17 protein-coding genes are annotated in these 18,211 nt (G+C 63.6%); 6 read left to right on the forward strand and 11 right to left on the reverse strand.

Annotated elements, in window-relative coordinates; genetic code table 11:
• Positions 1–80 precede the first annotated feature (80 nt).
• The 8 genes from ACLEJU_RS16420 to ACLEJU_RS16455 form a co-directional block, all read right to left on the reverse strand.
• The gene (locus ACLEJU_RS16420; protein WP_435422589.1) at positions 81–1,127 is read right to left on the reverse strand and encodes an AI-2E family transporter; all 1,047 of its coding nucleotides are present in this window, start codon (positions 1,125–1,127) and stop codon (positions 81–83) included.
• 12 nt (positions 1,128–1,139) lie between these two features.
• Entirely contained in the window at positions 1,140–1,934 is a 795-nt protein-coding gene (locus ACLEJU_RS16425; RefSeq protein ID WP_435422588.1) for a DUF4892 domain-containing protein, read from the reverse strand.
• A 109-nt stretch (positions 1,935–2,043) separates the two neighbouring features.
• Positions 2,044–2,898 carry an alpha/beta hydrolase gene (locus ACLEJU_RS16430; protein WP_435422587.1) on the reverse strand — a complete coding sequence of 285 codons (855 nt, stop codon included), beginning with the start codon at positions 2,896–2,898 and terminating at the stop codon, positions 2,044–2,046.
• Positions 2,895–3,683 carry an alpha/beta fold hydrolase gene (locus ACLEJU_RS16435; RefSeq protein ID WP_435422586.1) on the reverse strand — a complete coding sequence of 263 codons (789 nt, stop codon included), beginning with the start codon at positions 3,681–3,683 and terminating at the stop codon, positions 2,895–2,897. The genes ACLEJU_RS16430 and ACLEJU_RS16435 overlap by 4 nt, the downstream gene beginning before the upstream one ends.
• Before the next feature lie 92 nt (positions 3,684–3,775).
• Complete coding sequence (locus tag ACLEJU_RS16440) at positions 3,776–4,162, reverse strand: hypothetical protein (protein WP_435422585.1); 387 nt, start codon at positions 4,160–4,162, stop codon at positions 3,776–3,778.
• A gap of 98 nt (positions 4,163–4,260) precedes the next feature.
• Entirely contained in the window at positions 4,261–4,719 is a 459-nt protein-coding gene (sixA, locus tag ACLEJU_RS16445) for a phosphohistidine phosphatase SixA (RefSeq protein ID WP_435422584.1), read from the reverse strand.
• Positions 4,716–5,063: a DUF4389 domain-containing protein gene (locus ACLEJU_RS16450; RefSeq protein WP_103446623.1), complete on the reverse strand. Its 348-nt coding sequence runs from the start codon at positions 5,061–5,063 to the stop codon at positions 4,716–4,718. Before ACLEJU_RS16450 ends, sixA begins: the two co-directional genes overlap by 4 nt.
• 15 nt (positions 5,064–5,078) lie before the next feature.
• Positions 5,079–6,104: an NAD(P)H-dependent glycerol-3-phosphate dehydrogenase gene (locus ACLEJU_RS16455; RefSeq protein ID WP_435422583.1), complete on the reverse strand. Its 1,026-nt coding sequence runs from the start codon at positions 6,102–6,104 to the stop codon at positions 5,079–5,081.
• 231 nt (positions 6,105–6,335) lie between these two features.
• On the opposite strand from ACLEJU_RS16455, the gene ACLEJU_RS16460 reads away from it, so the two are divergent.
• From ACLEJU_RS16460 to fabB, 5 genes are all read left to right on the forward strand, one after another.
• Positions 6,336–8,483, forward strand: a complete 2,148-nt coding sequence (locus ACLEJU_RS16460; RefSeq protein ID WP_435422582.1) for a TonB-dependent receptor plug domain-containing protein — start codon at positions 6,336–6,338, stop codon at positions 8,481–8,483.
• A complete protein-coding gene (locus tag ACLEJU_RS16465) occupies positions 8,483–9,373 on the forward strand; it encodes an ABC transporter substrate-binding protein (RefSeq protein WP_435422581.1) in 891 nt (296 codons plus the stop codon). Before ACLEJU_RS16460 ends, ACLEJU_RS16465 begins: the two co-directional genes overlap by 1 nt.
• A complete protein-coding gene (locus ACLEJU_RS16470) occupies positions 9,370–11,301 on the forward strand; it encodes an ATP-binding protein (protein WP_435422580.1) in 1,932 nt (643 codons plus the stop codon). The genes ACLEJU_RS16465 and ACLEJU_RS16470 overlap by 4 nt, the downstream gene beginning before the upstream one ends.
• A gap of 202 nt (positions 11,302–11,503) precedes the next feature.
• A complete protein-coding gene (gene fabA / locus ACLEJU_RS16475) occupies positions 11,504–12,019 on the forward strand; it encodes a 3-hydroxyacyl-[acyl-carrier-protein] dehydratase FabA (RefSeq protein WP_012315334.1) in 516 nt (171 codons plus the stop codon).
• Positions 12,020–12,030: 11 nt separating this feature from the next.
• Positions 12,031–13,251: a beta-ketoacyl-ACP synthase I gene (fabB, locus tag ACLEJU_RS16480; protein WP_050706509.1), complete on the forward strand. Its 1,221-nt coding sequence runs from the start codon at positions 12,031–12,033 to the stop codon at positions 13,249–13,251.
• A 102-nt stretch (positions 13,252–13,353) separates the two neighbouring features.
• On the opposite strand, the gene ACLEJU_RS16485 is transcribed toward fabB, so the two are convergent.
• Positions 13,354–14,403, reverse strand: coding sequence for an amidohydrolase family protein (locus ACLEJU_RS16485; RefSeq protein ID WP_435422579.1), 1,050 nt, complete (start codon positions 14,401–14,403; stop codon positions 13,354–13,356).
• A 115-nt stretch (positions 14,404–14,518) separates the two neighbouring features.
• Between ACLEJU_RS16485 and ACLEJU_RS16490 the strand changes: the two genes are divergently transcribed.
• Entirely contained in the window at positions 14,519–15,382 is an 864-nt protein-coding gene (locus ACLEJU_RS16490; RefSeq protein WP_435422578.1) for a pirin family protein, read from the forward strand.
• A 65-nt stretch (positions 15,383–15,447) separates the two neighbouring features.
• On the opposite strand, the gene ACLEJU_RS16495 is transcribed toward ACLEJU_RS16490, so the two are convergent.
• Together ACLEJU_RS16495 and htpG are read right to left on the reverse strand one after the other, a co-directional pair.
• On the reverse strand, positions 15,448–16,173 hold the full coding sequence (locus ACLEJU_RS16495; protein ID WP_435422577.1) for a dienelactone hydrolase family protein: 726 nt from the start codon (positions 16,171–16,173) through the stop codon (positions 15,448–15,450).
• 63 nt (positions 16,174–16,236) lie between these two features.
• Positions 16,237–18,144, reverse strand: coding sequence for a molecular chaperone HtpG (gene htpG / locus ACLEJU_RS16500; RefSeq protein ID WP_435422576.1), 1,908 nt, complete (start codon positions 18,142–18,144; stop codon positions 16,237–16,239).
• Positions 18,145–18,211: the final 67 nt, after the last annotated feature.

An 18,211-nucleotide genomic window follows, 5' to 3' on the forward strand; every position in this document is an offset into this window, starting at 1 on the left:
GGGGGAATTGTCTGAGGGAGGGGCGTAAAGGGACGAGACCGGAGGGAGAGGCTGGCTATAAAGAATGCGTAAAAACAGCCTTACTGTGGGGTTTGCGCCGAATTACGGCTCCAGTCCAGCAGCAGGCTGTAGCCAACTGCCAGCAGGGTTGGCCCGATGAACAGGCCGATAAAGCCGAATGCCAACAAGCCGCCGAACACACCCAGCAACACGATCACCAGCGGCAGGTTGCCGCCGCGACTGATCAGGTAGGGTTTAAGCACGTTGTCCACGCCGCTGATGACGAAGGTGCCCCAGATACCGAGGAATACCGCCATGCCGTATTCGCCCTTCCACACCAGCCAGCCCGTCGCCGGAATCCAGGCCAGCGGCGGCCCCATCGGGATCAGGCTGAGCATGAAGGTCACCAGGCCCAGCACGATCGCCCCAGGCACTCCGGCAATCAGGAAACCGATCAGTGCCAGCAGCGCCTGGGCTGCCGCCGTGCCGATCACACCGTTCACCACCCGCTGGACGGTCCCGGCCACCAGCTCCAGGTAGTAATCGGCCCGCTGGCCCACCAACCGGTTCAGCAGCCGCAGCACGAAAGCCGACAGCCGCGGCCCGTCACGGTAGAAGAAGAACACGAACACCAGGCTCAGAGTCAGCTCCAGCACACCGCTGCCGATCTGCGCACTGCGCGCCAGCAACCAGTTGCCGACCTGCCCCAGGTACGGCTTTATCGACTGCAGCAAGGCCGCGCCTTGCTGATCGAGAGATTGCCACCAACCGACCAGGCGCTCGCCCACGAAGGGAATGCCGCCTAGCCACTCAGGCGCATCGGGCAGGCCATCGACCTGCACGTCACGCACAAAGGCAGTGGCGTCGCGGATGTGATCGGCCAGGTTGAAGCCCAGCCACACCAGCGGCAAGGCAACGATCAGGATCCAGGCCGTGGTCAGCAGGCTGGCGGCCAAGGTTTCGCGCCCACCCAGCACACGCGTCAGCAGGCGCATCAGCGGCCAGCTGGCAAACGCCAGGATAGCCCCCCACAGCAGCGCGGAGATGAACGGCGCCATGACCCACAGGGCGGCACCCAACAGCGCCAGCAGCAGAATCTGGATCAGCAGGCGGTCATTATTGGCCATGGTGGCGCTCACTCAACGAATCAGTTCCAGGTGCAGGCCATCGGTGGGCGCATTGCCGACTTCGAGCCGGCCATCACGCACACCGGCCTTGACCAGTTGCTCGCGCCAGGCCTCGGCCTGGGCGCCACTCAGGCTCGCGCGCAAGGTGCTGTCGAGGTTCAGGCTTCGCGCCAGCAAGGTCACCCAGCTTTCCTGCGGCGCAGCCAGGTCAGGGTAGTCGAGCTTGCCGGTGTCGCGCATTTCGCGCAGCACCGTGGCGGCAGTGGGCAGTATCTCGCCCAGCGGGCTGCCGGCGACGAACTCTTCCACATGCAGATAGGCGCGGCGGTTGCCACGGGTGACGCTGTACAACGCGACCAGGGTGTCGGCCTCCTCGGCCGAGCGGCGCAGCAGGATGAACGCCTGCTGCTCGTCACCGCCGTTCAGCCGGGCATTGGCAAACACGTCGTTGGCCCACAGGCTGCCTTCGCCGCAATCGCGGCCCTGGCACCAGAACAACGGATAGCCACCGTCATGCTGCAGCGCCTCGCGGGCGCTGGTGAAGGCTTCGCGGGCGCTGCGCTCGACCGGCAGCTCGTAGGTGACCGAACTGACCTGGCCACGGCTTTCGATCTTGTCTTCGACACGCAGGCGGCCGCTGATCTTGCGCAGCGGGCCCATGGGATAGACGCGTTCCTGCTCCACGGCCGGGCGCTGGTCGACCACCTTGGCGTCCACCGGCACGGGCAGGCTGCCGGCCCACAGCAAGGGGCTGGCCAGTGCGAGGCAGGCGGCAAAGGCTGTACGAATGGAAACGAGGGCGCTCATCGGCGACCCATGCGGCGCAGTACGCCGGGTTGAAGCTCCAGGATGTCTGGCAGTTGCATGGTTGTCTCCCTGTTCAACCCGCCAAGCCTCGACACTTGTCCGGTGCAAGTCAAGCAAAGCCAAAGAAGCGATTGAAACAGTCTGCGACAAGGGCCGCGCCCTCTTCGTCGTTCAGGTGCAGGTGATGCCCGCCGGGCAACACGGTCTGCTCAAAGGGTAGCTGCTCCAGCAGTTCGGTGTGGCGCACCAGCATGCCGTCGGCCGCCACCACCAGGCTGGCTGGGCAACTGACTCGCCGCACGTAGGCCATGGCCTGGGCCTGGCTCAGGCGCACCGGCGATGGCAGGGTCAAGCGGCTGTCGCTGCGCCAGCTGTAACCACCGGGCACCGGCATCAGGCCGCGCTGGGCAAGCCGCTCGGCGGCTTCGCGGCTGACCGCGACCATGCCCTTCATGCGCGCCTGCACGCCCTCCTCCAGGGTCGGGTAAACGGACTTGCGCTTGCCATCGAGGCGCAGTTGGGCCTGCAGGGCCATGCCCAGTCGCTCACCGGCATCCTGCTCGGCGCCGGTCGGGGGAATGACACCGTCAATCAGGGCCAGGTGGCTCACCCGGTCTGGCAAGGCACCTGCCAGTTGCACCGAAATGATCGCGCCCAACGAATGCCCGAGCAGGGCAAAACGCTGCCAGCCCAGCTGCTCGGCAACCCGCAGCACATCATGGGCGTAATCGGCCAAGGCATAACCCGCGCCCAATGGGCGGTGCTCGGAATAACCGTGCCCGGCCAGATCGAGGGCGACAATGCGCAGGCCCTTCAACCGGGGGGCCAGGCGGGAGAAGCTGTTGGCGTTGTCCAGCCAGCCGTGCAGGGCGATCACCGGCAGGCCATCCTCCGGGCCGAACAGGTGAGCGGCCAGCTCGATATGGCCCAGGCTCAGGCGCACTTCCTCGACCTGCGCACTCATGCCTGGCTCCAGCGATCGAACAGGCCCTTGATCAGGCTCGCCGTGTCGGTCGGCCGTTCCAGCGGGAACATGTGCCCGCCCGGCACACTGTGGTATTCGCCCCGCGGCATGCCGCGAACCGCCAGTGCATGGTGACGGCGGATGACGTTGCTGCGCTCGCCACGCACCATCGCCAGGGGCACCTGCAACTGGCGCGCAGGCGCCGGGCTGGCGTGCGGGATATTACGGTAGATGCTGATCTCCGTGGCCGGGTCGAAGCGCAGGCGCAAGCCCTCCTCGTCCGCTTGCAGGCCATGTTCGAGGTAGGCTTCCAGGCAATCCGGGTCGAAGTGGCGGAACAGCGACTTGCTGGCAAAATAGTCACGCGCGCTGTCACGGTCGGCAAACGCTTCACGCCGCCCAAGGGTCCGGCCAGCCGGGGTGATGCGGTCGATGAAGCCAAAGCGCTTGGCCGTGCGCAGCAGCCACTGGTCTGCGCGGGTCAATACCGGCGAGTCGAGCATCACCACGCCGCGGTACAGCTCGGGCCGGCGCAAGGCGGCGTGCAGGTGCAGCACGCCGCCCAGCGAATGGCCGACGCCCCACACCGGCGCCTCCAGCTGCGCCAGGTGGTGCAGCAGCTCGTCGACCAGGCTCTGCCAGTTGTCTCCCACCGGAAAGCGGGGGTCATGGGCATGCTGGGCCAGATGACTGACCTGATAATCCGGCGTGAGAGCGGCGAACAACTTGCCGTAGGTGGCCGAGGGAAAACCGTTGGCATGGGCGAAGAAGATCTGCTGCGACATGGCGCCTGGTCCGGACGGGGATGATGGCTCATTGTCGGCATCGCGCCGGCACTCGGCAACGTTTGTAAAGGTCATCGCCAAGGGCTATCAGGTCACGCCGACTGGTCGAAGCTGGCCAGCGAACGGCGCAGGCAGGCTTGCATGTAGGCAATCTGGCTCTCTAGCGCCTCACGGGCCACGCTCTGCTCGTGCAGGTCGAGTTGCAGTCGGCGCAGGGCCAAACAGCTGGTTTGCAGCAGCAGGGACATGCGCATGCAGGATTTCTGCAGATCGCGCAGGTCCTGCTCGACTACCTGGTTGTCACTGGGGTGGTGCTCGACCTTGTTACGGACTATGCCCATCAGGTGATAGAGCTTGGCGTCGGCGGCCTCGCGCAACAGTGCGTACTGGGCGAAATCGAGGCGTTGGTCACGCTGCACGGTTTCAATCGTGGGCTGCAGATCCAGAGAGCGCAAAAGCTCGTGCACCAACCCGCTCATACAACGCTCCCTGTCCTGTCATCTGCTGAACAACCTGACGCCAAGCATCCGTTGGATCCAAATGGCTGGCAACTGGCAAAAATGCCAGTTGCTCCCGCTCACTCTGGCGAACTAAGCGCGCGCAACGTCATCAGCCCTGCCAGCGGCCAGTCGCCTTCCAGCTCCGCCAGGCTGGCGGTGCTCATGGGTGCCGGCTGCTGAACATGGCCATGCTCGAGCATGCCGACCAGCGAGCCCACCAATGGCTGGTGGCTGACCAGCAACACATGCTCCAGGCCCAGGCGTTCGACCTCGCCGATCACCTGCCGCACATCGCTTTCAGGTGTCAGCCACGGCACGGTGCGCACGGGCTCGGCGAAGCCCAGGGTGTCATGCACCAGCGCCGCCGTCTGCTGTGCCCGTACATATGGGCTGGCGATGATCGCCTGCAACGGCTGGCCAAGCAGCTGGGCCGCGCTGTGCAGCACCTGCTCGCGGCCATGACCGGTCAGGCGCCGCTCAGCGTCGGTGTTGGCGCGCGGCTCCGCCTCGCCGTGGCGCAGCACCCACAGCTTCACAGCTTGGGCTCCTCGTCGCGCACCGGGTGCGGTGCGGGGGCAACGGCGTGGGGCGCCTCGCCTTCCGGGGCACGGGCTGCCGGCCAGTCGGCGAACGGCCAGGGTTTCTGGTCGGTGTGGAAAGTACCGAAACGGCCGATCTGCGCCAGGTACTGGCTCAGGCTGTCACCGAAGTTCATCAGGCTGGCGCTCGGTGCGCCATACACCAGGCGGTAGATCAGCTGCACCAGTACCAGGCCACCGAGCAGCAACTCGGCCAGTTGCCAGACCACCAGGAACACCAGCATCCACAGCACCCGCAGGATGATCGACTCGCGCTGGGCGCGCTCGGGGGTATCGTTCATGTGCTGCTCCTTCGCTTAATTGAAACCACTGATGGAAATGAAATCGACGTCGGTCTTGGGCTCGGCGCGCATCAGGTGCTCGATCACCTGGTTCAGCGTGCGGCCTTCGAACAGGATGGCGTGCAGGCCGGCCACCAGCGGCATGTAGACCTGCACCTCCTGGGCCTTGGCCTTGAGCACCTTGAGCGTATTGACCCCTTCGGCCACTTCGCCCAGGCGGCTGACGGCCTGCTCCAGGCTCAGGCCCTGGCCCAGGGCGTGGCCGACCTGGTAGTTGCGGCTCTTGGGCGACGAGCAGGTGACGATCAGGTCACCGACACCCGCCAGGCCCAGGAACGTCATGGGGTTGGCACCCTGGCTGACGGCAAAGCGGGTCATCTCGGCCAGCGCACGGGTGATCAGCATGCTCTTGGTGTTTTCGCCCATGCCCAAGGCCACAGCCATGCCGGCGATGATGGCGTAGACGTTCTTCAGCGCACCTCCCAGTTCGACGCCGAAGCGGTCGCTGCTGGCGTAGACCCGGAACGTGCGCCCGTGCAGCACGGCCTGCACCCGCTGGCACAGTGTTTCGTCTTCACTGGCGACCACGGTGGCGGTCAGTGCATGCTCGGCGATCTCGCGGGCCAGGTTGGGGCCGGAGAGCACGCCGATGCGGGCTTCGGGGGCGATTTCCTCGAGGATCTGGCTCATCAGCTTGAAGCTCTGCGCTTCGATACCCTTGGTCAGGCTGACCAGGTATTTACCACGCAGCAGCTCGGCATGGGGCGCCAGCACGCTGCGCAGGGCACTCGAAGGCAGCGCGACGAAAATCAGGTCGCTGGCTTGCAAGGTGGCCAGCAGGTCGTTGACCGGCTCGACACCGTCCTGCAGGCGGATGCCCTTGAGGTAGCGCGGATTCTCGCGATTGACCCGCATCGCCTCGGCCTGCTCGGGGTCGCGCATCCATTGGCGCACCGGCACGCCATTCTCGGCCAGCAGGTTCGCCACGGCGGTGCCGAAGCTGCCGCCTCCCAGAACTGCAACAGGTTGCTGTTCAGTCATATTCAATCCGTTAAAGCCAATAAGTTAAGTGGCGACCCGCTCATTATACGATTCCCCTGCCAAGCGCCAAGGCTGGCAACACCGATGACACTGTCATGGCCACGTTGCAATAAATGCAGGAGCGGCTTTAGCCGCGATGCGCCGCGCGGTCGGCGCCCGATTTACGCCACGCTGCACATTTGGAGGCGAGCACTCCACTGCACACTGGCAAAACCTTCCCGGTCAGTTAACATGCCTGTTTCAATCCTGAGACAAGGCTGTCCTGTGTTCCCTGGCCCGCCCCCTTACCCTCGCCTGCTGCTGCTGACTGCCCTGCTCGGCGGCTCGGCCATGGCTGATGACTTGTTCATCGACAACACCGACCTGCCGCAGGTTCTGACCGCCACGCGCCTGAAACAATCCCCGGCAGCGGTGCCAGGCAGCATGACCGTACTCGACAACGAGCTGATTCGCGCCAGCGGTGCCCGCGACATCCCCGAACTGCTGCGCCTGGTACCGGGCATGATGATCGGCTACGGCGCCGGCAACCAGCCGACCGTCAACTACCACGGCAGCAACGTCAACGATGCACGGCGCATGCAGGTGCTGATCGACGGCCGCTCGGTGTACCGCGCAGGCCTGGCCACGGTGGACTGGAGCGACATCCCGGTCGCCATTGAGGATATCGAGCGAATCGAGGTGTTCCGCGGCCCCAACACTGTCAGCTACGGCGCCAACGCGCTGATGGCGGTGGTCAACATCCTCACCCGCAACCCGGCCGACAGCCATGGCACGCGGATGAAACTGACCCGCGGCCAGGATGGCATCAACGACTATTACCTCAGCCACGGCTTCGGCTGGGACGGCGGCGACCTGCGCCTGTCGGTATCCGGCCAGCAGGACGATGGCTTCGACAAGAACCAGTTCGGCCAGGACTACCGCGACAGCCGCCGCCTGAACCGCTTCAACCTCAGTGTCAGCCACGTCCTGGCGCCGGACCAGACCCTGGAATGGCAACTGGCGGCAAAAGAAGGCAGCAACCAGCGGCCGTATACCTACCAGCCGGTGTTCCCCTACGTCACCCAGGCCGGCGACAACGCCGACGTCAATGCCAAGGACTATGCCGGTTCGGTACGCTGGAACATCGACTTCAACCCCGAACACAGCCTGTATGTGCAGGGTTCGGCCCAGCTTTTCGATCGCCAGCAGGTCTGGCGCGCCTGCGATGCGGCGCTGTCGTTCAGCCCCGAGTTGACCCGCCTGTGGCAGATGAACCCCGATTTCGCCGAAAAGGTCGCCCGCGGGGCGAACAACCCGCCAAGCAGCAGCAACCCCGAAGAACAGGCGCTGGTCGATACGATCAAGGACCAGTGGAACAACCAGGGTGGCAAGAATGTGGTCTGCGGCGATGTCGACCAGAGCACCCGTGAGACCCGCTATGACCTGGAAGTTCAGGACACCCTGAGCCTGACCGATAGCCTGCGCCTGCTCAGCGGCATGAACTACCGGTATGACCGCGCCGATTCGCAGACCTACTTCAACGGCAGCATCGACGACCAGACCTGGCGCCTGTTCGGCCAGCTGGAATGGCGCGCCGACGAGCACTGGATTCTCCAGGGCGGCGCGATGTTCGAGGACTCGCGCCTGTCCGGCAGCTCGCTGACCCCGCGCATGGCGGTCAACTACCTGATCACGCCGCGCCACGGCCTGCGTGCGGTGTACTCCGAAGCCGTGCGCTCGCCGGACATGTTCGAGAACAACGTAAACTGGAGCTACACGGTCAAGAACCTGAGCCCTACCGCATTCGGTCAGCGCAATGCCGAATACTTCGTCAAGACCCGCGGCCCTGGCGACCTCGAACAGGAACGCATGCGCTCGCGTGAGCTGGGCTATAACGGCTACTTCAGCGACCTCGACCTGAGCATGGATGTGAAGCTGTTCTACGACGAGATCACCGGAATGATCAGCGAGCCCCTGAAGAACAACCAGTACATCGCCAGCAACGCCAACAAGGCCCGCTTCAGCGGCAGCGAGGCGCAGTTCGACTGGCGCCTGGCGCCACGCGATCGTCTGCGCCTGACCTATGCCTATGTCGATGCCTGGGCCAGCAACCCCGCCGACCGGCGCCTGAGCGCCCGCAACAGTGGCTCGGCCGGCTGGATGCGCGAATGGGGCGAGGGTTGGTCCAGCGCGCTGTTCTATTACGGTGACGACGCCCTCAATACGTACCGCTACGAACGCGTTGACCTGCGCGTGGCCAGGCGCTTCCGTATCCAGGGCAGCACCCTGGAGCTGGCCGCGCTGTGGCAGCAACGCCTGGACGACCAGCCCAACACGGTGGAGCAGAACCGTTATGACAGCCGCCACCGCCTGAGTGTCAGCGCGGAGCTGGAGTTCTGATGGCCCGGCTGCTGCGCCTGCTTCTGTTCTGCCTGTGGCCACTGGGTACGCTGTCCGCCAGCGAAATCCTGCTGGTCGGCGGCGACGACCAGCCTGGCTTTCGCAGCTTTGTCGACGCCCTGCAAGCCCGCCGCAGCCACGACCAGGTGCGCTTCCAGAGCATCGCCGCGTTGCCCCGCCCCGCTCAGCTCAAGGCTGACGTGCGCCTGGTGCTGCTCGACAGCAGCGCACTGGAGTGGCGCCTGAGCGACAACAGCGGGCCACCTGCGCTGGCCATGCGCGTCAGCCGGGTACAGGCTGAACAACGCCTGGGAAAGTCGCGCCCTGCTTACCTCACCCTGCTGTGGAGCGACCCGCCGCTGGCACGGCAACTGCGCCTGGCCCGCTACCTGTTGCCACAGGCCCAGCGCATTGGCGTGCTGTACGGTAAGCACAGTCAGTTCCTGCTCGACGAACTGCGCCAGGCGGCACGCCCGATGGGCCTGGAGATCGTCGCCCAGGACTGGCCGGATCAACGCGACAGCCGCCCCCTGCAACACCTGCTGGCCAACAGCGACGTGCTGTTGGGCCTCGATGACCCCGACCTGTACAACTCCAAGACCGCGAAGAACCTGCTGCTCAGCAGCTACGGGCGACAGATGGCGCTGATAGGTCCGAATGCCGGCTTCGTGCGCGCTGGCGCACTGGCCAGCACCTACAGCGACCAGGACGACTGGCTGGCAGTGCTCGACCGGTTGCTCGACCAGCCTCCGGCGCACTGGCCGCGCAGCCTGTACCCGACGCGCTATGCCGTCAGCGGCAACCAGCAGGTGGCGCGCGCCCTGGGCCTTGAACCGATCGATCCGAACGCCACTGCCAAGGCCTTGGCCGAAGGAGAACCCACCCCATGAGCAAACGCCTGAGCTGGGACATCCACACCCGCACCCAGATCATCAGCCTGGGCCCGGCATTGTTGCTGACCTTGCTGTTGATCAGCTTTTTCACCTTCGTGCGGATCCAGGATCTGCGCCAGGAGCTGAACCACACCGGGCAGCTGATTGCCAACCAGCTGGCACCAGCCTCCGAGTACGGTGTCATCTCCGGTAACAATGAAGTCCTCGAAGGCCTGATGCGCGCCACCCTGAGCATCCCGCACGTGCGCTTCCTCGAAGTACAGGACGGCCGAAACCACATCCTGGTGTACGTCGAGCAGCAGGACGAGAGCAACAACCGGGCGCAGCAGGTGGAAGTGTTCCAGGCGCCGATCCGCCTGCAGCAGATCCGCCTGGACAGTGACTTCCTGCAACAGGGCAAGACGCCAACACCGGCCATCGGCGACGACTACCTGGGCCGGGTGATCGTCGGCATGTCGGACGATGCCTTCAGCCAGCGTCAGCAGGAAATCGTGATCAAGGCCGCCATCCTTGCACTATTCGCCCTGCTGTTCACCTTCCTCCTGGCCCGCCGCCTGGCCATGAGCCTGGCCAAGCCGATCAGCGACATGGGCCATGCGGTCAAGGCCATCCAGCAGGGTGAATACAACGCAACGCTGCCGGTAGTCGACGACAGCGAACTCGGCCACCTGGCGCGGCATATCAACAACCTCGCCAACGCCCTGGACCAGGCCAGTGCCGAACAGAAGCAGGCCATCGCCCAGCTGATCCAGGCGCGCGAGGAAGCCGAACAGGCCAACGGCGCCAAGTCGGAGTTCCTGGCCATGATGAGCCACGAATTGCGCACCCCCATGAACGGCGTGCTGGGCATGCTGCAATTGCTGGAGACCACCCAGCTGACCAGTGAACAGGCGGATTACACGGCGGTGGCCAGCGAATCCACCGGGCATTTGCTGAAGGTCATCAATGACATCCTCGACTTCTCGCGCATCGAACGCACGACGCTGCAGCTTGAGCACATCGACTTCAATCTGGTTGAACTGATCGCCAGCAGCGTGCAGTCGTTCCAGCACAGCGCCCAGCAGCGCGGCCTGGAACTGCACCTGCAGTTGCCGGCAGAGGGCACACAGCCGCAGGTGGTCGGCGACCCGACGCGCATCCGCCAGATCCTCCTCAACCTGATCGGCAATGCCCTGAAGTTCACCGAGCGTGGTCAGGTTCAGGTCGAGGCGCACTGGCAGCTGCTCGACCGGCAATTGCTGTGGTTCACCTGCAGCGTACGTGACACCGGCATCGGCATCGACAGCGAACGCCTGGAAATGATGTTCGTCGCCTTCCAGCAGGCCGACAGCTCGATTTCGCGACGCTATGGCGGTACCGGCCTGGGCCTGTCGATCGCCCGCACCCTGGCCGAACGCATGGGCGGCAAGCTGCGCGGTGAAAGCCGCGAAGGGCTGGGCTCGACCTTTACCCTGGAAATGCCGCTGCCGCTGGCCAGCACCGTATCGGCAACGCTACCCGGCAGTTCGGGGGCCCATGCACCGCTCGAGGTTGGCAAACGCATCCTGCTAGTGGAGGACAATCCGGTCAATCAGAGCGTCATCGAAGCCATGTTGCGCAGCCTGGGGATGGAGGTCAGCGTGGCCCACGACGGGCTTCAGGCGGTGGAGCAGGTCGGCCAGCAGCCGTTCGCCGCCGTGCTGATGGATTGCCGCCTGCCGCATATGGATGGCTACGAAGCGACCCGGCGCATCCGCCTGTTGCCGGCCTGCGCCCAGCTGCCGATCATCGCCTTGACCGCCAATGCCCTGCAGGGTGACCGCGAGCGCTGCATGGCCGCCGGCATGAATGATTACCTGAGCAAACCGTTCCGCCGCACCGAGTTGCAGCGGGTATTGCAGCGCTGGTTGCCTGGACGGACAGCAGCGACTGGCGATAAATGCTAAAGTGCGGCAGTCTTAAGTACTGGACAGGACCTTGTTCGGACCTGAAAATAGACGTTTCAGTGCACACCTGTACTTCTTTCGCCAGGTGCGCTGTGACTTTCACCACAACGCAATAGTCTACCTGTAGGCTGCCGCCCCAGAAGCAAGAAGGGTCGGCCGGGAAGATTCATCCCCTGCCACAGGGGGTTATTGAGGAGCTCGCATGACCAAACAACACGCCTTTACTCGGGAAGACCTGCTGCGCTGCAGTCGCGGTGAGCTGTTCGGCCCAGGTAATGCGCAACTGCCCGCGCCGAACATGCTGATGGTCGATCGCATCACCCATATCAGCGAAGAAGGCGGCAAGTACGGCAAAGGTGAATTGGTCGCCGAGCTGGATATCACCCCGGACCTGTGGTTCTTCGCCTGCCACTTCGAAGGCGACCCGGTGATGCCGGGCTGCCTGGGCCTCGACGCCATGTGGCAGCTGGTCGGCTTCTTCCTCGGCTGGCAAGGCCTGCCGGGCCGTGGCCGCGCGCTGGGTTCGGGCGAAGTGAAATTCTTCGGCCAGGTACTGCCGACCGCCAAGAAGGTCACCTACAACATTCACATCAAGCGCGTCCTGAAGGGCAAGCTGAACATGGCCATCGCCGATGGCTCGGTCAGCGTTGATGGCCGCGAGATCTACACTGCCGAAGCCCTGCGGGTCGGCGTGTTCACCTCCACTGACAATTTCTAAGGGTTATTCGCATGCGCCGCGTCGTTATCACTGGTCTGGGCATCGTATCGTGCCTGGGCAATGACAAAGCTACCGTCACCGAAAACCTGCGCAACAGCCGTCCGGGTATCCGTTACAACCCGGAATACAAGGAAATGGGGCTGCGTAGCCAGGTTTCCGGGTCCATCGACCTCAACCTCGAAGAACTGATCGACCGCAAGGTCTACCGCTTCGTCGGCCACGCTGCTGCCTACGCCTACCTGGCGATGCAGGACGCGATCAAGGACTCGGGCCTGACCGAAGAGCAGGTTTCCAACCCGCGTACCGGCCTGGTAGCCGGCTCCGGCGGCGCCTCGACCCTGAACCAGATGGAAGCGCTGGATACCCTGCGCGAGAAAGGCGTCAAGCGCGTCGGCCCATACCGCGTCACCCGCACCATGGGCAGCACCGTTTCGGCGTGCCTGGCCACACCGTTCAAGATCAAGGGCATCAACTACTCGATCTCGTCGGCCTGCGCCACTTCCGCGCACTGCATCGGCACTGCCCTGGAGCAGATCCAGTGGGGCAAGCAGGACATCGTCTTCGCCGGTGGCGGTGAAGAAGAACACTGGAGCCAGTCATTCCTGTTCGATGCCATGGGCGCCCTGTCGACCAAGCGTAACGAAACCCCGGAACTGGCTTCGCGCGCCTACGACGCAGACCGTGACGGCTTCGTCATCGCTGGCGGCGGCGGCATGGTCGTGGTCGAGGAGCTGGAACACGCCCTCGCCCGCGGCGCCAAGATCTACGCCGAAATCGTCGGCTACGGTGCAACCTCCGACGGCTACGACATGGTCGCGCCGAGCGGCGAAGGCGCCATCCGCTGCATGCAGCAGGCGCTGTCCACCGTCGACACCCCGATCGACTACCTGAACACCCACGGCACCTCCACCCCAGTCGGCGACGTCGCCGAAATGAAGGGCGTGCGTGAAGTGTTCGGTGACAAGGCACCGAAAATCAGCTCGACCAAGAGTCTGTCGGGCCACTCGCTGGGTGCCGCCGGTGTGCATGAGGCGATCTACTGCCTTCTGATGATGGAAAACAACTTCATCGCCGGCTCCGCCAACATCGACGAGCTGGACCCTGAAGTTGCAGACCTGCCGGTACTGCGCAAGACCGAAGAAAACGCCAAGATCGATACGGTCATGAGCAACAGCTTCGGCTTCGGCGGCACCAACGCCACTCTGGTGCTCAAGCGCTGGACTGGCAAGTAAGATGCTGCTGCGGTAACTGAAAACGCCCCGACTGGTTCGGGGCGTTTTCATTTGTGCTTATCTGTACCGGCCCTTTCGCGGGGCAGGCCCGCTCCTACAGGATCAGCGCAAACCTGTAGGAGCGGGCTTGCCCCGCGAAAGGGCCGGCGCGGGCGATCTGGGCAACACAGCCAGGAAGTTATCCTTGGCCACCTTGTTGGCCACCTCTGCAGACAAGGCATCCAGAAACGGTCTGAACCCGTGCATCTGCTCGCCCAGACTGCCAAACCGGCCCACCACATCCGATCCGAGCATGAACCGGTCTGGATACTGCTCGACCAGCGCGACCCATTCCTTGCGCGGCACACCCTGATCGTCCAGCAGATACGGCTGCAGCACACTCCACGACAAATCCACATACAGGTTCGGATAATCCGCCATCAACCGCGTCAGCACTGGCAGAAGAAAGTCCATGCGGGCCTGGTGTCGATGGATCTCCGCGCTGCTCCCCGCGTGCGCCCAGATGAAGCGGGTATGCGGATGATTGCGCAGCGGCTCTTCGATCTCCGCCAGGTAGAGCGGATTACGCTCCCGCTTGGAGGTGATGTTCGAGTGCAGCAACACCGGCATGTCCCGCTCCGCCGCCAAGTGGTAAATGCGGGTCATCGCTTCATTGTTGGCCCGCGGTGTATCGCCACTTGTAAGCGCGGTCAGGTCGTCATGGCGCGTGAAGACCTCACCAATTCCCTGCCACATCCCTGGGTTGAGCTCGAGCATGCGCTCGATATGGCTGACGGCATTCTTGTCTACCGGATTGAAACCGCTCAAGAACGGATGGAAACGTTTTCGCTGCTCCGCCGGCAACGCTACCAGCGCGGCAGCGACATAGGTATCAGTGGCGCTGTACCAATAGGCGTCGGCGTCGTCACCGGCGTAATAGCGAGGGCGCTTGGGCTCATCTTCATGCCATTTCTTGGCCACCGGGATACCGGAGATCATCGAGTGCTCGATCCCTGCCTGATCCATGGCCTCGATCAGCGCCGGCATACCTTCGCTCTCCTGAAAGAAGTCCACATAGTGCAGATGGGCATCGCTGTAGTGATAGTCGCGGGCCTGTACCGACTGGCACAGCCAGCTAGACAACAACATGCAGGCCAGTGCTCTGGCAATCATGGGCGGCTTCCTTCTCCGGGCATCAACAGGGTAGACCGGGCTGCCAGCGCAACGGTTCAGCATTGCCCGGCAAAACGCTATGCTTGGGGCATTTCCACCTCGCCTGGAGCCCGCCATGAGCAGCCCCCTGATCATCCGCCCACGCGCCGAATCGGTCGAGGGCCAGCCGATCCTGCGCCCACTGCCCTCGGCACAGTGCCGCAGCGTCGGCCCGTTCGTGTTCTTCGATCACATGCTCGAGACCGACTACGCACCGGGCCATGGCATGGATATCCGACAGCACCCGCATATCGGCCTCTCGACCCTCACCTACCTGTTCGAAGGCGCGATCCTGCACAAGGACAGCCTCGGCTCGAAGCAGCGCGTGCTGCCGGGTGATGTGAGCTGGATGACCGCCGGCAAAGGTGTGGCGCATGTCGAGCGCACGCCTACGGACGCCCTGGCCCATGGCTCACGCTTGCACGGGCTGCAGGTGTGGCTGGCCTCGCCACAGGCGCTCGAACAGGGCGAGCCGAGCTACAGCCATCATCCGGCGGCGAGCCTGCCTGTCAGTGATAACCTGGGCGTGCGCATCCGCATGATTGCTGGCAGCGGGTTCTGCCTGGAATCACCGGTGCCGGTGCTCTCCCCTACCCTCTATGCACATGTGCTGATGCAGCCGGCTACCACGCTGGTGGTGCCCGACGAACATGTGCAACGGGCGCTGTATCTGCTCGATGGCGAGTTGCTGATGGGTGATGAGCAGGTCGAGGCTTGCAGCCTGGTGGTGCTGCCGGAGGGCGAAGAGGTAACGCTGTATGCGGAGGAAGAATGCCAGCTAGTGCTTATTGGCGGCGAGCCACTGGATGGACCGCGGCGGATGAACTGGAATTTTGTGGCCAGTGATTTGGCGCTGATCGAGCAGGCCAGGGCTAGGTGGGCTGCCGGGGATTGGCCTACAGTGCCTGGGGAAACCTCAAGAATCGAGTTGCCGCGATAATCTGGGGCTGCTTTGCAGCCCTTTCGGACCGGTCCGAAAGGGCCGCACAGCGGCCCCCTGCGGTATCAGCGCTGGAACACTTCGCTGAGCAGGTTGTGCATCGAGCGGAACGCCCGTTCCGAAGTACGGCGGTCGTACTGCATCTTGCCCGGCACATTGGCATTCGGGTCGGTGAACGAATGCACAGCGCCACCGTAGCTCAGCAGCTGCCAGTCCACCTTGGCGGCGTTCATTTCGTCTTCGAACGCCGGCAATTGCTCCTTCGGCACCAACGGGTCGGAAGCACCGTGCAGTACCAGCACCGAGCCCTTGATACGCTTGGCATCTTCCGGGTTCGGGGTGTCCAGTGTGCCGTGGAACGACACCGCCGCTTTCAGGTCGGCCCCGGTACGGGCCAGCTCCAAGGCGCAGCAGCCACCGAAGCAGAAGCCGAAGGTGGCCACCTTGCCCGGCTCCAGCAACGCTTTGGACTGCCCCAGCAACTGGTCCAGGGCCTCTTTCATGCGCTTGCGCAACTCGCCACGGTCGTTCTTCAGCGGCATCATCGCCGCCCCTGCCTCATCGGCATTGGACGGACGTACCGACTGCCCATACAGGTCGGCAATCAGTACCACATAACCCTTCTCGGCCACTTCCTTGGCGATACGCTCGGCACCTTCGCCGATGCCCATCCAGTTCGGCGCCATCACCAGGCCTGGACGGCCCAGCGCACCTGGTTCGTAGACCAGGCGGCTTTCATAGGTCTTGCCGGACAGGTGATAGACCAGCGATTCGACGATTACCTTGCTCATCAAGCACTCCTTTGGCACTCACTATAAAAAAGCCCGCCGAAGCGGGCTTTCCTGTGCATCAACTCAAGCAGATAGCTCAACCAGCAGCTTGTTCAGACGACGAACGTAAGCCGCCGGGTCCTTCAGGCTGTCACCGGCCGCCAGCGCGGCCTGATCGAAGAGGATGTGCGACAGTTCGGCGAAGCGGTCTTCGCTCTGCTCGTTGTCCAGCTTCTCGATCAGCGGGTGAGTCGGGTTGAACTCGAAGATCGGCTTCGAATCCGGCACCTTCTGGCCGCTGGCTTCGAGGATCTGACGCATCTGCAGGCCCAGGTCCTGTTCGCCGATGGCGAGAATCGCCGGCGAGTCGGTCAAGCGGTGCGACACACGCACTTCGGCAACGCTGTCACCCAAGGCACCTTTCAGGCGCTCGACCAGGCCTTCCTTGTCCTTGGCCACTTCTTCCTGGGCTTTCTTGTCCTCTTCAGAGTCCAGCTTGCCGAGGTCCAGGTCGCCACGGGCAACGTCGACGAAGGCCTTGCCATCGAACTCGTTGAGGTAGCTCATCAGCCACTCGTCGATGCGGTCGGTCAGCAGCAGGACCTCGATGCCTTTCTTGCGGAAGACTTCCAGGTGCGGGCTGTTCTTGACCTGCGCGTAGGACTCGCCGGTGAGGTAGTAGATCTTGTCCTGGCCTTCCTTGGCGCGCGCCAGGTAGTCAGCCAGGGCAACGCTCTGCTCGCCGCTGTCGTCGTGGGTGGAGGCGAACCGCAGCAGGCCGGCGATCTTTTCCTTGTTGGCGAAGTCTTCAGCCGGGCCTTCCTTCAGCACCTGGCCGAAGTTTTTCCAGAAGCCCTTGTATTGCTCAGGCTCGTTCTTAGCCAGCTTCTCCAGCATGTCCAGCACGCGCTTGGTCAGCGCGGTCTTCATCGAGTCGATGATCGGGTCTTTCTGCAGGATCTCGCGGGAAACGTTCAGCGACAGGTCGTTGGAGTCGACCACACCTTTGATGAAGCGCAGGTACAGAGGCAGGAACGACTCGGCCTGGTCCATGATGAACACGCGCTGAACGTACAGCTTCAGACCACGTGGCGCTTCACGCTGGTACAGGTCGAACGGTGCACGGGCCGGCACGTACAGCAGCGAGTTGTATTCGAGCTTGCCTTCGACCTTGTTGTGGCTCCAGGCCAGCGGGTTCTCGAAATCATGGCCGATGTGCTTGTAGAACTCCTGGTATTCCTCGTCCTTCACCTCGGAGCGCGAACGGGTCCACAAGGCGCTGGCGCGGTTGACGGTTTCCCATTCCTGCGCTGGCTTTTCTTCGCCTTCGGCGGCTTCGGCCTGCTCCTTGGGCAGTTCGATCGGCAGGGCAATATGGTCGGAGTACTTCTTGACCACGTTGCGCAGGCGCCAGCCATCGGCGAACTCCTGCTCGTCCTTCTTCAGGTGCAGGACGATGCGGGTGCCGCGCTGCGGCTTGTCGATGGTGGCGACTTCGAACTCACCCTCGCCCTTCGACGACCAGTGCACGCCTTCGTCAGCTGGCTGGCCGGCACGGCGGCTGTAGACATCGACCTTGTCGGCAACGATGAAGGCAGAGTAGAAGCCCACGCCGAACTGACCGATCAGGTGCGAATCCTTCTTCTGGTCACCGGTGAGGTTCTTCATGAAGTCGGCGGTGCCGGACTTGGCAATGGTGCCCAGGTGGGCGATGACATCTTCGCGGCTCATGCCGATGCCGTTGTCCTCGAGGGTGACGGTACCGGCGTCCTTGTCGAAGCTCAGGCGGATCTTCAGATCGGCGTCGCCCTCAAGCAGCTCTGGCTTGGCCAAGGCCTCGAAGCGCAGCTTGTCGGCGGCGTCGGAGGCGTTGGAGATCAGTTCACGCAGGAAGATTTCCTTGTTCGAGTACAAGGAATGAATCATGAGGTGCAGCAGCTGCTTTACCTCGGTCTGGAAGCCTAGTGTTTCCTTTTGAGCCTCAACACTCATGGTCTTCAAAACTCCGATCTGATGGCAGTGGCGCCTGGCGGCCGACATGGCCTGCTTTAACGGCGGA

This window comes from Pseudomonas sp. SMN11 (assembly GCF_052041945.1).
In the GTDB taxonomy this organism is placed as follows: Bacteria; Pseudomonadota; Gammaproteobacteria; order Pseudomonadales; family Pseudomonadaceae; genus Aquipseudomonas.

Coding starts and splice junctions, on each gene's coding strand:
- ACLEJU_RS16455 (WP_435422583.1), bottom strand. CDS start 6,104: ATGACTGAACAGCAACCTGTTGCAGTTCTGGGAGGCGGCAGCTTCGGC.
- ACLEJU_RS16435 (WP_435422586.1), bottom strand. CDS start 3,683: ATGTCGCAGCAGATCTTCTTCGCCCATGCCAACGGTTTTCCCTCGGCC.
- fabA (WP_012315334.1), top strand. CDS start 11,504: ATGACCAAACAACACGCCTTTACTCGGGAAGACCTGCTGCGCTGCAGT.
- ACLEJU_RS16425 (WP_435422588.1), bottom strand. CDS start 1,934: ATGAGCGCCCTCGTTTCCATTCGTACAGCCTTTGCCGCCTGCCTCGCA.
- ACLEJU_RS16490 (WP_435422578.1), top strand. CDS start 14,519: ATGAGCAGCCCCCTGATCATCCGCCCACGCGCCGAATCGGTCGAGGGC.
- ACLEJU_RS16440 (WP_435422585.1), bottom strand. CDS start 4,162: ATGAGCGGGTTGGTGCACGAGCTTTTGCGCTCTCTGGATCTGCAGCCC.
- ACLEJU_RS16465 (WP_435422581.1), top strand. CDS start 8,483: ATGGCCCGGCTGCTGCGCCTGCTTCTGTTCTGCCTGTGGCCACTGGGT.
- ACLEJU_RS16485 (WP_435422579.1), bottom strand. CDS start 14,403: ATGATTGCCAGAGCACTGGCCTGCATGTTGTTGTCTAGCTGGCTGTGC.
- ACLEJU_RS16495 (WP_435422577.1), bottom strand. CDS start 16,173: ATGAGCAAGGTAATCGTCGAATCGCTGGTCTATCACCTGTCCGGCAAG.
- fabB (WP_050706509.1), top strand. CDS start 12,031: ATGCGCCGCGTCGTTATCACTGGTCTGGGCATCGTATCGTGCCTGGGC.
- htpG (WP_435422576.1), bottom strand. CDS start 18,144: ATGAGTGTTGAGGCTCAAAAGGAAACACTAGGCTTCCAGACCGAGGTA.
- ACLEJU_RS16430 (WP_435422587.1), bottom strand. CDS start 2,898: ATGAGTGCGCAGGTCGAGGAAGTGCGCCTGAGCCTGGGCCATATCGAG.
- ACLEJU_RS16420 (WP_435422589.1), bottom strand. CDS start 1,127: ATGGCCAATAATGACCGCCTGCTGATCCAGATTCTGCTGCTGGCGCTG.
- ACLEJU_RS16470 (WP_435422580.1), top strand. CDS start 9,370: ATGAGCAAACGCCTGAGCTGGGACATCCACACCCGCACCCAGATCATC.
- ACLEJU_RS16460 (WP_435422582.1), top strand. CDS start 6,336: ATGCCTGTTTCAATCCTGAGACAAGGCTGTCCTGTGTTCCCTGGCCCG.
- ACLEJU_RS16450 (WP_103446623.1), bottom strand. CDS start 5,063: ATGAACGATACCCCCGAGCGCGCCCAGCGCGAGTCGATCATCCTGCGG.